Below are 12,650 nucleotides of genomic sequence, written 5' to 3'. Positions count from 1 at the left end.
GTCCTTATGCGATCTTGTCCAGTTCGGGCCGGATTTCATCCGTGAACTGTGCCAGCGACGTATTCAGCATCTCGGTGATCTCGTCGAGATGCGTTTCAGTGACGATCATCGGCGGCGCAATGATGATATGATCGCCCTCGACCCCGTTGCGTGTACGGCGCGAATAGACGATCAGCCCTTTGTCATAAGCAATGTTCACGAACCGGTCGAACGCCTTGAGGTGTTTGGGCAACGGGGCCTTGGTGCCCCTGTCGGCCATGAATTCGAACGCCGTAAGCAGACCCATACCGCGCACATCGCCGATAATGGGATACCGCTGCATCAGCCCGCGCAGGCGCTCCATCAGCTTTTCACCCATTACAGCGGAGTTCCGTGTCAGTCCCTGCCGTTCGATTTCGTCGATCACCGCGACACCGGCAGCGCAAGCCAATGGATTGCCGGCATAGGTATAACCGTGCAGGAACCCGCCCTGATCCAGCACCGCCTCGACCAGTCGCTCATGCGCGGCCATGGCGCCAAGAGGGACGTAACCTGCGGCAAAACCTTTGGACATGACGATGATGTCTGGCTCCAGTTTCCAGTGATCGCATGCCAGGAACCTGCCGGTGCGCCCTGCTCCGGTCATGACTTCGTCGAGGATCAGCAGAACACCATGCTTGCGGCAAATTTCCTGCACTCGCTCCATATATCCCTTGGGGGGCGGCAGCGCCCCAGTCGAGGCCCCGCCAACGGGTTCGACGATAAACGCCAGAACGCTGTCGGCACCTTCTTCGAGGATCTTCGCCTCCAGCATGTCGGCATAATGATGGCCCGTCGCCTCATCGTCCGGGTCCAGCCCATCGAGATAGGCGCGCGGCGCAGGCACCTTGGGCATGGCCTGCATCATCGGATCGAACGGCTTGGTCAGCGGATCATACGAGGTGATCGCCAGCGCCCCGAGGGTGCAACCATGATAGCTAGGCGCGCGGCTGATGATTTTCCAACGTTTTTCCTGCCCGATGGCCAATGCATACTGACGTGCCAGTTTCATGGCCGATTCCACGGCTTCCGACCCGCCGGATACGAAAAATACCCTGTTCAATCCCTCGGGACAGAGCGCCGCCGTCTTGGCCGCCAGGTTTTCCGAGGCTTCGGTTTCGAAATGCAGCCGGTAGCCAAAGGTGGATTTCTCCATCTGGCGGCGCATCGCCTCGAGCACGTTTTCATTCGAGTGCCCGATATTGCAAACCATCGCGCCGCTGGATCCGTCCAGATAACGCTTGCCGTCCACATCCCACATATAGACGCCACGGGCCTGATCCAGCACCGGGCGGCGTTGGCGCCCTTGATAGAACAGGTGGCTTGGTCGTTCAGTCATTTCCTTACCCCGGCAAAGCGGCACAATCCTGTGGCCGCAGATGCAGATTGACCTGATCCCCTTCATTGAAAGGATGGCCGTCGATCATGTTGATGGCCTGCAGTTGCGTGTCCCCGGCCCGCACGAAATAGCGGACGGCCTGCCCCTGATAATCCACCGTTTCCACCGTCGCCGGGACGGATACAACCCCTTCGGGGGCAGCGCCCTGCGACAAGTGCAGTTTTTCGGCCCGGATCACCAGTTTGGCCGGCCCCTGACCCTCGATACGCGGAGCCTTGTCGGCAGGGATGGCAACCTGCCCGAAGATGGGAGCGTCGACCGTCACCGATCCACCGCCAATGGCCGTGCATCGACTGTCAAAGATGTTGGAGGCCCCAAGGAAATTCGCCACGAATTCGCTGGCCGGAGTGTTGTAGACCTCTTCGGGCGCCCCGACCTGTTCGACCCGTCCGGCAGACATCACCACGATCTGATCGGACATCGCCAACGCTTCGGACTGGTCATGGGTCACGAAAACCGTGGTCACGCCGATACGTTCCTGAATACGCTTGAGTTCGACACGCATGTCTTCGCGCAAGTTGGCATCGAGCGCGGAAAGAGGCTCGTCCAGCAACAGAACATCGGGTTCGATCACGATGGCGCGGGCCAATGCGATACGTTGCTGCTGCCCGCCCGACAACTCCTTGGGATAGCGATGCGCCACATGCGGCAGTTGCACCAGTTCCAGCGCGTCCTCCACCCGCTTGGGAATTTCGGAGGCAGGCACATCGCGGTATTTCAATCCGAAAGCCACATTGTCGGCCACCGTCTTGTGCGGGAACAAAGCATAGTTCTGAAACACCAGCCCCAGATTGCGCTTGTGAATGGGCACGTCATTGACGCGCTTGCCGCCGATCAGGATTTCGCCCTCGGTCGGGTCCAGCAAACCGGCGATCATCCGCAGGTTCGTCGTCTTGCCGCAACCGGACGGCCCCAGAAGCGTGACAAACGCCCCTTCGGGAATTTCCAGCGACGAGCGATGCACGGCGGTGAAATTGCCGAAGCGCTTGACGATATTGTTCAGGGTGACGGAGCTCATCAGCGGTGTCCTCGCTCAGGCGTCATGGGGGGCCCGCCCCGGCGCGAAGGCCGGGGCGGGGTCTTGGGTTCAGGCATCAGTAGCCCTTCTGAACGCGGCCGAAGGTCTTGGACCACTCCTGCTCGTTGCCGTTCCAATAGGCCGGATCGGCAAAGGTCAGCCCTTCCAGCGTGCCGGTCGGATCGAACGCGGGCAGGGTCGGAATCTTGTCGCCAAGGTCCACTTTCTGCGGGTCCAGGGCAGGCGGATAATTCTGCCCCTCGGCCACCGCGATCGAGGTTTCGGGTGCCAGCATGAAGTTCAGCAGTTCTTCGCAGGCCTCCATGGGGCTGCCCTTGATCACGAACAGGCATTCCTGCCAGCCCATGCCGTTGGGCGGGTCGATATAACCCATGTCATGGCCCTGATCCTGCAAGGCGTAAATACGGCCCGACCAGCCTTCGGTGACATACACCTCTTCCTCGGCCAGCAGGCTCATCAGTTCAGCGCCCGATCCCCAATATTTCAGGCTGAGATCGCGATGCGTCCGCACGGCATCCCAGGCCGCGTCGATATCTTCGATGTTGTTCGGGTCCTGACCGGTTTGCAGGGCGGCATACCAAAGGCGGGTGCGCCAATCGCTCCAACCGGCGATCTTGCCTTTGTAGGCCTCGTCGATCAGCAGCTTGGCACCCTTTTCCTTGGCTTCTTCATCCGAGATATGCTTGCGGTTATAGGCGATCCCGGTGGTGCCATAGTCATAGGGGACGCAGGACAGCTTGCCGTCGGTCACGCCGCGGAACACGTCAACCAGCTTGGGAATGACGTATTGCAGGTTGGGGATGTTGTCCTCGTTCAGAACGGTGGACAGGCCCAGATTGTGATAGCGTGCATAGTCGAATACGCCCGACAGGTGCGCGATATTGTATTCGCCCTCCTGGCTGGCCTTCACGCGGCTCAGGTATTCATCGCCGCCGCCGAACGTGCCATCGACAACCTCGATCCCTGTCGCCTCGGCATAAGGGTCGAAGGCATATTCGCGAAACGCCTCGGACACGACGCCGCCCCAGCCGTCAAAGCGAACCTGCTTGACCCCCTGAGCGTGTGCGAACTTGGCAAAGGGCGTCTGCACCCCATAGGCCAGACCGGCCGCGCCGATCAGCCCCAGGAATGAACGACGGTCCAGATCGCCGTTCATATACCGTTCGCGCAAGCGCTCATAGCGGGTTGTATTGTCCATTTTTCTGGTCATGTGTTTCTCCTTGTTGGAATGGTCCTGAATATCCGGGCGGTTCTAGTTGCCGCCCTTGGTTGAAAGTTTGCGGGCAATGGCCAACCCCAGCAGAGGCAAGCCCACGGTCATGACGATCATCACCGTTCCCAATGCGTTGATTTCGGGGCTGATCGAATTACGCAACATCGCGAAAATCTGCGTCGGCACGGTTTCCACCCCGCCCGGTTTCCAGAACAGCGTGCCGGTGATGTCGTCGAAACTGATGGTGAAGGCGAACAGCGCCCCGGCCAGAACCGCAGGCAGCATCAGCGGCAAGGTCACCTGAAAGAACGTCTGTTGCGGGCTTGCGCCAAGACTCATCGCGGCCTCTTCCACATCCCGCTTGATGCTGACCAGCCGCGCCTGCACAACAAGGATCACGAAAGGCAGCGTGAAGATCACGTGGCCAAGCAGAAGCAGCGTGAAACTCTTGTTGATCTGAAGGAAGTTCAGGAACAACAGCAGCGCCACGGCCAGCACAACCTCGGGCACGAGGATAGGCGCGATCAACAAGGTCGAGATCAGGTTCGCCCCGGCCACGCGATACCGTACCAGCGCCAGACTGGCCAGAACCCCCAAGGTCGTCGAAATCAACGCCGTCAGAAGACCCAGAACCACCGACGTGCGAAAGGCCCGCAGGATCGCTTCGTTCTGCGCCAGTTCCACGAACCAGCGGAAGGAAAACCCCGTCATCGGAAAACTGCCGAACTGGCTGGCGTTGAAGGACAACAGGACCACGACCGCCACCGGCAGGAACATGAACAGATAGACCAATACGGTCCAGGCTCGAACGATCTGCCATCCCATCAGCCCAACCCCTTCATCAGTTGCGCCATGCCCAGATAGCGGTTGTAGATCAGCACCAGCGCCCCCAGCACCACCAGCAACATCAGGCTGAGCGCCGAGCCGAGCGGCCAGTTGAGCTGTGTGATGATTGCCTCGAACACAAGGTTGGCGAACATCGCATCGGTCGGCCCGCCCAGAACCAGCGGCGTGATGTAGGTGCCAGCGCCCAGCACGAAACACAGAAGCCCGCCAGCGGCCAGACCGGGCAGCGACAAGGGCAAGGTCACCTGCATAAAGGCTTGCCAGCGCGTCGCGCCCAGGGAATTGGCCGCGTCCTCCAGGTTGGTGTCGATCCCGTCGAGGCTGACAAAGACGTTCAGCACCATGAAGGGCAGCAGGAAATGCACGAGCCCCAGAATGACCGTGGTCTCGTTATACAGCATCTGGATCGGTTCACTGACGATCCCCAATGCCATCAGCGCCGAATTGAACGCGCCGGAAACACCCAGGATGTTGATCCAGCTCATCGTGCGGATGATGTAGCTGATCCAGAACGGCAGCATCAGGAGTAGCAGCAAAATCCCCTTGTTGCCCTTCGAGCGGGCGATGAAATACGCCGCAGGATACCCCATCACTGCGCAAACCACCGTGGTGATGGCGGCGATCTTCAGCGTGTTCAGAAGGATGTCGCGGTAGAACGCATCGGTCAGAGCCTCTTGCCAGTTGTCCAGAAAGAACCCCACCTGGTCCGCACCCGTCGCCGTGCGCAGCCAGAAAGAGTAGATCACGATAAAGAGCAGCGGCACGAACAACAGCAGCGCCACGGCCGTCAGGGCCGGTGACAATAAAATCCACGGTTGTCGCGCCTCACGGGCTTCGACCGACATTTAACTCCCCTTGTCCTCGACCCGTTATCACCGGGCTTGATTTGACGATGCAAAGTGGACAATCATTAATCAAATAGATATTCAGAATTGTGACTATTGATGAAATCAATGAACTCCTCGGACAGTGCCGACCGGCTGATGCGCGAACTGGACTGGAACCTGCTGCGCAGCTTCGTGGTATTGGCGCAATCCCGCTCGGTCACCGAGGCGGCACACAAGTTGCGCCTGACACAGCCCTCGGTATCGACCGCCCTTAAACGATTGGAAGATCGCGTCGGGCGCCGCCTGATCGACCGCAAACCGGGGCATTTCGAACTGACTGAAGCGGGTCAGGTTCTTTACCGCGAGGCGGTGGATATTCAGGGTTCGATCCTGCGGCTGTCCACCCTGATGCGTGAAATGACCGACGAGGTGACAGGCCATGTACGCATCGCCCTCGCCTCGCATGTGATCTGCCCGCTTTTCGATCAGGTGTTGGCCGAATTCCATGCCGAACATCCCCACGCCACCCTGTCGATCGACGTGCTGTCCTCGGCCGAGGCGGTAAACAGCGTCTCGGCTCGGTTTTCGTCATTCGCCGTCTGCCTTGTGCATCAGCGGAACCCGAAACTCGAATACCTGCGCATCTACCGCGAGTTTTTCGGGTTGTTCTGTGGCCCCCCGCACCCCCTGTTCGGGCGTGAGGGGCTGGTGCGGGCCGATCTGGCCGGACATTCCGCTGTCAGCTTTGAAACCGACAGGCTGCAGGATGCACTAAAACCTGTGACCTTGATGCGCGCCGAAGCCGATATGGGCGAACTGGTTGTCGGCACGTCCAGCCACCTCGAGGAAGTGCGCCGCATGATCATCGCCGGGCTCGGGATCGGCCCCCTGCCCCTGCACGTCGCCAAGCGCGATGTTCAGGACGGCGTCATGTGGCAACTCCCCCCATACCAGAACGCACCGGCCATCGACGTGCATGTCGTGTGGAACCCCAAGGCCAGCCTGAATCGGGCCGAGCAATCCCTGCTGAACCGTCTGCTGGAAACAATCGAAGCCACGCCGATGGAGAACCGTACCTATAGCTGAAGGCAATCCAGCCTAGGTCGCCACCGAAATTCTGGCTCCTATACTCGCCATCCAGCCGCGCCCGCCCTTGAGCACGGCAGAATACACCGCACGGCCCGCGGCCTCGCCGATTTCGGTATGCAGCCCTGCATAGGGTTCATCACCAGGCGGAGCCGCGACGGCCACACAATCCGTGCCGGTTCCGGTGGCCCGACCGACCGAAAGCGGCAGGTCCAGATCCATCACCGCAGCGGTGCGCGCCTGTGTGGCGATGCTCATCAATTCCAGCAAAGCGGCCTCACTCAGACCACTATCCACTTTGAGCGCCACGTTGATCGTGCCCCACTCGACCAAGGGCCGCTCCAGCCGATGCCCGACACGTTCGGCATTCGACAATCCGACCGTCGCGACAACCTGCGCATGGGCATCACCCACCACCGCTTCGGACCGCTGATAGCGCCGAATGTCGCAAGAGGTCAGAAACGCCACGGCATTGCACGCCCCGCGCGCCGAAAGATGCCCCTCCAGCCAGTCGGACACATCCACATCGGGCTGTAGGTCAGAATTATGAACCTCTCGCCAAAGGATGCGCCGCGCACTCACGCAACCGGGGCGGTTGATGGACCAGCTCAGCACCTGCATCTCGGTGCCGAGGTCGAACTCCAGCCAAGGATGATCCAGGATGAGATCGTTCACCGGATCACCTCGAGCGGTTGACAAACCGGCCCCTGATCCGTGTCCTGATACCATGCGCTGATCCCGAACACCTCGGCCAGCCGCTCGGGTGTCAGAACATGTGCCGGGCGGCCATCGGCGATCAGGCGGCCCTCACTTAGCAGGACAAGGCGTGTGCAATGACGCGCGGCAAGCCCCAGGTCATGCAGGGACACCAGTGAGGATTTACCCTGCTCCGCCAAGCGCGCAAACGTCTGCATGGTCGATATCTGATGTGCCGGGTCCAGCCCGGCAACCGGCTCATCCGCCATGACAAACGGCGTATCCTGCGCCAGGGCGCGGGCAATCAGAACGCGCGCCTGCTCTCCTCCGGAAAGGCGCGTGGCGGCCCTGTGGCGCATGTCGTCCAACCCCATCCAACGGATCGCCGCATCCACCCGAGAACGGTCATGATCGGTGGGGCTGGCCAATGCCCCGACATGCGGCGTTCGGCCCAGCATGACCAGCGTTTCAACCGTGACGGGCCAAGCAATCTCGCGCTGTTGCGGCATCCATGCGACGGCCCTCGCCCGTTCGGCCAGCGGCACCGCAGCAAGTGAACTGCCCCCCACAAACGGGATCAGACCGAGGGCCGCGCGCATCAGCGTCGTCTTGCCCGCCCCGTTCGGACCGATCAACCCGATGAACTCGCCCTTGCCTACCGACAGCGATACGTCACGGATCACGTCGCGCCGACGCAAGGTGACCGACAGGTTGGTCAGCTCCATCAGTGTCATATCCGCGTCCCCCGCAGCTTGAGGATCAGATGCAGGAACAACGGTGCGCCGACCAGTGCCGTCAGCACACCCAGCTTCAGGTCACGTTCGGGCAGCACGATGCGCACCGCAATATCGGCGGCCAACAGCATTGCCGCCCCGCCAAGCGCCGACGCCCACAACAGCCGCCCCGGCCTGCCCCCCACCAAGGGCCTCAACACATGCGGCACGACCAGCCCGACAAAACCGATGGCCCCGGCAACCGCCGTTCCCGCCCCGACGATACAGGCGGTGCCGACGACAACCGCAAGCCGCAACCGTCCCATGCTGATCCCCATCGCCTCGGCGGCATCCTCACCCAGGGTCATGGCATCAAGGCCACGGCCCGTTGCAGCCAGCAAACCGCCGCCGATCACCATGAACGGCAACGCCAGCCATACATGCGTCATCGAGCGATCTGCCAGCGATCCCATCATCCAGAACACGATCTCGCTGGCGGCAAAGGGGTTGGGCGACAGGTTCAACACCAGCGAGGTCAGAGCCCCGGCCATAGCCGATACCGCAATACCCGCCAGTATCAGCGTGAGTGACGTGCCTCGCGGTCCGGCCAACGCCACGACCACCAAAACGCCGCCCAAGGCGCCGGCCAATGCCGCCATTGGCAAGGCCAGCGCAAAGGCCGTGGCCACCCCGGTCTGAATTGCGATCACCGCCCCCAGAGCGGCGGAGCCCGACACACCGATCAAGCCGGGTTCGGCCAGGGGATTGCGCAAATACCCCTGCATCGCCGCCCCCGACACTCCCAGACCGGCCCCGATCATCACGGCCAGCAATGCGCGTGGCAGGCGGATTTCACGCATCACCATTGCCTGCGGGCTTTCATCCATCGTGAACAGGGCGCCAAGACCTTCCCCCACGCCTATTCCCGCTGGTCCGATCAACAAAGACGCCGCAAACAACCCGAACAAGAGAAGGACAAGAGGCAGCACCAGTCGCATTATCGATCCGCTCCCGTCATGCTACGCCGGGTCCGAGCCAGGTCTTCGACCGCGCGCAACACATAGGGTGTCCCGCAAACCCAATCCTGATCGGTCATGGCCGTCATCGTGGAACCGCTCCGAAGCGCCCCAAGCACCGGATGATCCAGTATCTCCTCCGAGCGCGATCCGCCCGGATAACGGCGTGCGGCGATCACTGTTTCGGGGGCGATCATGGCCAACATCTCCAGCGGCATCTTCATGCCCGCTCGATACCCCGCTTCGTCCGCGGCATTGGCAAACCCGGCAGCCAACAGGATTTGCCCGGCCAAAGTTTGATCCCCCGCCGTATAACCGTTGGCATAATACAACGCTGCACGCGGGCGATCTGACACGTCCTCTTGCAACGCGGCCAGCCGGACATCGAATTCGGCCACCATGGTTTCGGCGACAGCCGGACGCTTCAGAACCTCGCCCATCTGCACGAGTCTTTCACGTATATCGGCCAGAGTGCGCGCAGGCTGAAACACGGCCACCGGCACTCCAAGGCGTTCCAGCATTGAAACCGTGCTGTGCGGCGTCCACGTTCCGGCAACCACCAGATCGGGTTGCAAGACATAGATTTCCTCGGCCAGCCCGTGGTTCATTCTGTAGCTCCCGGCCTGATTGGCCATGGCCGATGACCGGGGATCGCTTGCCACATGCGACACCGACAAAAGCTGACCGGGCGCGGCCAGCAGCATCGCCAGCTGATCGGTACACAGGTTGATCGACACGACACGACCCGGCGCATCGGCCTGCACCGGTTGCACCGCAGCCACTAAAAGGGCCACGGTGCCTGCCAATATCCTGTGGATGCGCGTCATGCCGATCCTTTTCAGAACTTCGCCGCCACACCGAAATAGACGGTACGCCCCTGTGTGGCATAGCCTTCCAGTTCTTCGTATTTTTCATCCAGAAGGTTCGAAATCCGTCCCGTCAACTGGACACGGTCATTAATATCATGGGTGAACCCAAGATTGACCACGGTGTAATCGTCCAGCTTGATCCGGTCGAAATCATCGCTCGGGACACCGCCGGGCAAGAAGCTCGCCGTTTTGAAGTTCATATCGTAGAGGCCCGCAACACGGGTTACGTCCAGTCGAAATTGCGTTTTGTCATTGGGCAGGCGGTAATCCACCCCAAGCGACAGTTCGTGTTCCGGGCGCCGCACCTCGACAGCGGTCATGCGGCCCATCACAGGAACGGAAACCGGCTCGTTCGCATCCAGCCATGTATAGCCGAGTGACACACCAAGCCGGTCGGTCACGTCCAGACTGGCCGACACTTCCAGCCCGCGCCGATCGCTTTTCCCATTGTTGTTCACCGGAACGGTCTTGCCGATCACCGGATCGAAGCGCGAACCGATCTCATCGGTCAGGGTTTCGTCAAACCAAGTCACGTCGATCACGCCGCGACCATCCAGAAACCGCTGCTCGATCCCGATATCCCACCCCTCGCTTTGCTCTGGCTTCAGGTTCGGGTTGCCCGCGAAATCAGTGGCAAAACCAAACTGCTCGATCAACGTGGGGTTCTGCACCCCGGTGCCATAGGAGGCATGCAAACGCGTCGTTCCGTTCGCCAACAGGTACGATGCGCCAAGCGAATAGGTGGTGAAATCGCTGAACTTGTCATTATCGTCATGCCGCACACCCGCCTGAACAGACAAGCCGTTGATGAAATCGCCCTGATATTCCAGTGCATATGCCGCCTGCTCCTGCTCGCGCTTGACCAGCTGTCCGGGCATGAAAACGATACTGGCATCGTTTTCACGATAGGTCAGCCGCTCGAACTCGGCAGCGAAACTCAGCTTGTGACTGGACGCATCCAGCGTCGCGGCATCCAGCGCCAGCGTAGCCTGATAAGCGATTTTGTTGCGCGTGCCCGTGTTATCCTGATCCTTGATTCCAGCGCCATTGCGGCCCTGCTGGTCGATATGGGAGAAGGAATAAGTCAGCCGGTTTGACAGCCGCCCGCCCCAAAGCTGTGCATCGACGAAAAGCGCGCCATAGGTTTCCTGCGCCTCCGACTGCCCAATCCCGTCTGTCACCAAAGCCGCCCGTGTCGGGGCTGCGTAGTTGAAGATGTCGATATCAGTGCGCCGGTCCACATAACGCAAAGTGCCTCCGACCGTCACGGTGTCGGTCAGGTCATACCGTGCGTTCAGGTTGTACGTAACGTTCTGGCCACCATCGTCCAGACCGCCCGGATCGCCGGAAATATCGAACCCGCCATAATCACGATGCGCGGTCGAAAAGCTCAACTCTCCACGCGCGCCCTTGGCTCTCAGAGCAGTCTCGATATTCGTGCTCCCGTCCGACCCCACTTCAAACGCTGCGCGCCCTGTCACGCCCGGTTCGGTCGCGCGCTTGGTGGTGATCGAAATCACCCCGCCGATCGCCTCCGATCCATAGAGCGCCGATTGCGCCCCGCGCAGCACCTCGATCCGCTCGATTTCAGAGACAACCAGCCCTCCGAAATCGTAATCGCCGGTTTGCTGCGCGGCGACCTCGATTCCGTCGATCAGTACAAGGGTGTGGTTGCTTTCGTGGCCACGCAATCGCACAACCGTTTGCCCGCCCAATGTGCCCGTTTGAGAGACCGATACCCCCGGCACGGCACGCAGCGCTTCGGAGACATATGCCACGCCGCGCGCCTCGAGGTCTTCGGCGGTGATCACGGTCGCGGCACGCCCATATTTGGATGCACTCACCGGTGCGAGGCCACCGGATACGATGATCGGGTCGAGGTCGATAACCTCTTGCGCAAACGTCGCTTGTGCCGACAGCGCGGAACCGGTCAGTAGAAATGCCAGAAATTTAAGGTGCATGTTTTTTGCCCCTTCCTTGGCCGTACAGGCCCGTTTCGAACGAAAGTCGTAAGGAAGAACACAATCCTCCGCCGACGGTGAAATGCCACCACTGACGGAAAATTCCGTTGTCCAGCGCGCGCCCCGCGCCCGGACAGGGTGATCACTTCGGCAGGTCTCCTGACTTGCGGGTCATGGCTTGGCCGGGTCTTCCCGCCGTGGCGCAGGCCAGGGCAGTGACATTGGTCCGGCTTCGCTCGCCGCTTACAGTTGCGGGGGCAGTCGCGGAATTGGCACCTGTAACGGCACCGCACCGTGTTCCCTTTTCACCGGACAGAAAAAGCTGCCCGGACCGAAGCAAGGCGATGTGTAAACCGAATCGAATATACTGGAAAGCCCAAAGACGGCAGTACGATGCCCGATCACGCCGGACCCAGCCGCCGCCAGAACACCATGCCCCTAGCCGGTTTCTTCTTCGAGATGCAGTTTCATGTCGATCAGAACCTGCTGAAGCTGCGTGGTTTCGCGCAGCAAGCGCTTGGCCTCGTTGACCGTGATAACGCCGTCCTCGATGGATTGCTGGTATTCCGCCATCAACATGGCGAACCGCTGAGACAGGGCGATCACGTCGCTGTTCACTCCACCCGTTCGCTCTGTATTCCGGCGCTCCGAATTGAAATTGAGCCCGATCCCCTGCAATTCAGCCAAGGCACCCGTTACATGCGGATAGGAAGCAGCCTCTTCCAGGGCTGCGACGGCGTCAATCGGCATAAAGCGGTCTGCGTGCTCGTCATGGTCGGAATAATAACGCCCCAAGGTTGCCTTGGACTTGCCGGTCAACTGGCATGCCGGCTCGATTCCCACGTCCTTGACCAGCGCCTCAGTGTGTTTCTTGAGGTAACTTCCAATTGTCGACATGCACTCATCCTTAAAGGCGCCCACTTACGCGGGGAATCCCAAAGCGGTTTTCCCATTTAGCGCTTTATCT

General features: G+C 60.6%; 12 protein-coding genes and 1 riboswitch. Of the genes, 1 reads left to right on the top strand and 11 read right to left on the bottom strand.

Going from position 1 to position 12,650, the window contains the following annotated elements:
- Nucleotides 1-4: 4 nt before the first annotated feature.
- From KPG71_RS13790 to KPG71_RS13770, 5 genes are all read right to left on the bottom strand, one after another.
- Nucleotides 5-1,357, bottom strand: a complete 1,353-nt coding sequence (locus KPG71_RS13790; protein ID WP_216338570.1) for an aspartate aminotransferase family protein — start codon at nucleotides 1,355-1,357, stop codon at nucleotides 5-7.
- Between the two features lie 4 nt (nucleotides 1,358-1,361).
- The gene (locus KPG71_RS13785) at nucleotides 1,362-2,435 is read right to left on the bottom strand and encodes an ABC transporter ATP-binding protein (protein WP_216338569.1); all 1,074 of its coding nucleotides are present in this window, start codon (nucleotides 2,433-2,435) and stop codon (nucleotides 1,362-1,364) included.
- 76 nt (nucleotides 2,436-2,511) lie between these two features.
- Nucleotides 2,512-3,654 (bottom strand): extracellular solute-binding protein, encoded by a 1,143-nt coding sequence (locus KPG71_RS13780; RefSeq protein WP_216338624.1) that lies wholly within the window; start codon nucleotides 3,652-3,654, stop codon nucleotides 2,512-2,514.
- Between the two features lie 54 nt (nucleotides 3,655-3,708).
- A complete protein-coding gene (locus tag KPG71_RS13775) occupies nucleotides 3,709-4,494 on the bottom strand; it encodes an ABC transporter permease (RefSeq protein WP_073034104.1) in 786 nt (261 codons plus the stop codon).
- Nucleotides 4,494-5,360: an ABC transporter permease gene (locus KPG71_RS13770; RefSeq protein ID WP_216338568.1), complete on the bottom strand. Its 867-nt coding sequence runs from the start codon at nucleotides 5,358-5,360 to the stop codon at nucleotides 4,494-4,496. The genes KPG71_RS13775 and KPG71_RS13770 overlap by 1 nt, the downstream gene beginning before the upstream one ends.
- A 108-nt stretch (nucleotides 5,361-5,468) precedes the next feature.
- Between KPG71_RS13770 and KPG71_RS13765 the strand changes: the two genes are divergently transcribed.
- Nucleotides 5,469-6,428, top strand: coding sequence for a LysR family transcriptional regulator (locus KPG71_RS13765; RefSeq protein WP_216338623.1), 960 nt, complete (start codon nucleotides 5,469-5,471; stop codon nucleotides 6,426-6,428).
- 12 nt (nucleotides 6,429-6,440) lie between these two features.
- Here KPG71_RS13765 and KPG71_RS13760 read toward each other — a convergent pair whose 3' ends face one another.
- The 6 genes from KPG71_RS13760 to KPG71_RS13735 form a co-directional block, all read right to left on the bottom strand.
- Nucleotides 6,441-7,103 (bottom strand): adenosylcobinamide amidohydrolase, encoded by a 663-nt coding sequence (locus KPG71_RS13760; RefSeq protein WP_216338567.1) that lies wholly within the window; start codon nucleotides 7,101-7,103, stop codon nucleotides 6,441-6,443.
- Entirely contained in the window at nucleotides 7,100-7,858 is a 759-nt protein-coding gene (locus KPG71_RS13755; RefSeq protein ID WP_216338566.1) for an ABC transporter ATP-binding protein, read from the bottom strand. The genes KPG71_RS13760 and KPG71_RS13755 overlap by 4 nt, the downstream gene beginning before the upstream one ends.
- Nucleotides 7,855-8,835 carry an iron ABC transporter permease gene (locus tag KPG71_RS13750; RefSeq protein ID WP_216338565.1) on the bottom strand — a complete coding sequence of 327 codons (981 nt, stop codon included), beginning with the start codon at nucleotides 8,833-8,835 and terminating at the stop codon, nucleotides 7,855-7,857. The genes KPG71_RS13755 and KPG71_RS13750 overlap by 4 nt, the downstream gene beginning before the upstream one ends.
- Complete coding sequence (locus tag KPG71_RS13745) at nucleotides 8,835-9,680, bottom strand: ABC transporter substrate-binding protein (RefSeq protein ID WP_216338564.1); 846 nt, start codon at nucleotides 9,678-9,680, stop codon at nucleotides 8,835-8,837. Before KPG71_RS13745 ends, KPG71_RS13750 begins: the two co-directional genes overlap by 1 nt.
- Before the next feature lie 11 nt (nucleotides 9,681-9,691).
- Entirely contained in the window at nucleotides 9,692-11,683 is a 1,992-nt protein-coding gene (locus tag KPG71_RS13740; protein ID WP_216338563.1) for a TonB-dependent siderophore receptor, read from the bottom strand.
- Between the two features lie 131 nt (nucleotides 11,684-11,814).
- Nucleotides 11,815-12,034: riboswitch (cobalamin riboswitch) on the bottom strand.
- A gap of 87 nt (nucleotides 12,035-12,121) precedes the next feature.
- Nucleotides 12,122-12,580, bottom strand: a complete 459-nt coding sequence (locus KPG71_RS13735) for a hypothetical protein (protein WP_216338562.1) — start codon at nucleotides 12,578-12,580, stop codon at nucleotides 12,122-12,124.
- Nucleotides 12,581-12,650: the final 70 nt, after the last annotated feature.

This window comes from Roseovarius sp. PS-C2 (genome assembly GCF_018862045.1).
GTDB lineage: Bacteria > Pseudomonadota > Alphaproteobacteria > Rhodobacterales > Rhodobacteraceae > Roseovarius.
Note: the sequence above shows the minus strand (reverse complement) of the source record. Positions and strands in the feature narration are given on the sequence as shown.

Bases quoted from the DNA above. Each gene is read 5' to 3' on its own strand.
- KPG71_RS13750 (WP_216338565.1), bottom strand. From the start codon at position 8,835: ATGCGACTGGTGCTGCCTCTTGTCCTTCTCTTGTTCGGGTTGTTTGCG.
- KPG71_RS13770 (WP_216338568.1), bottom strand. From the start codon at position 5,360: ATGTCGGTCGAAGCCCGTGAGGCGCGACAACCGTGGATTTTATTGTCA.
- KPG71_RS13755 (WP_216338566.1), bottom strand. From the start codon at position 7,858: ATGACACTGATGGAGCTGACCAACCTGTCGGTCACCTTGCGTCGGCGC.
- KPG71_RS13785 (WP_216338569.1), bottom strand. From the start codon at position 2,435: ATGAGCTCCGTCACCCTGAACAATATCGTCAAGCGCTTCGGCAATTTC.
- KPG71_RS13745 (WP_216338564.1), bottom strand. From the start codon at position 9,680: ATGACGCGCATCCACAGGATATTGGCAGGCACCGTGGCCCTTTTAGTG.
- KPG71_RS13765 (WP_216338623.1), top strand. From the start codon at position 5,469: ATGAACTCCTCGGACAGTGCCGACCGGCTGATGCGCGAACTGGACTGG.
- KPG71_RS13775 (WP_073034104.1), bottom strand. From the start codon at position 4,494: ATGGGATGGCAGATCGTTCGAGCCTGGACCGTATTGGTCTATCTGTTC.
- KPG71_RS13740 (WP_216338563.1), bottom strand. From the start codon at position 11,683: ATGCACCTTAAATTTCTGGCATTTCTACTGACCGGTTCCGCGCTGTCG.
- KPG71_RS13780 (WP_216338624.1), bottom strand. From the start codon at position 3,654: ATGGACAATACAACCCGCTATGAGCGCTTGCGCGAACGGTATATGAAC.
- KPG71_RS13735 (WP_216338562.1), bottom strand. From the start codon at position 12,580: ATGTCGACAATTGGAAGTTACCTCAAGAAACACACTGAGGCGCTGGTC.
- KPG71_RS13790 (WP_216338570.1), bottom strand. From the start codon at position 1,357: ATGACTGAACGACCAAGCCACCTGTTCTATCAAGGGCGCCAACGCCGC.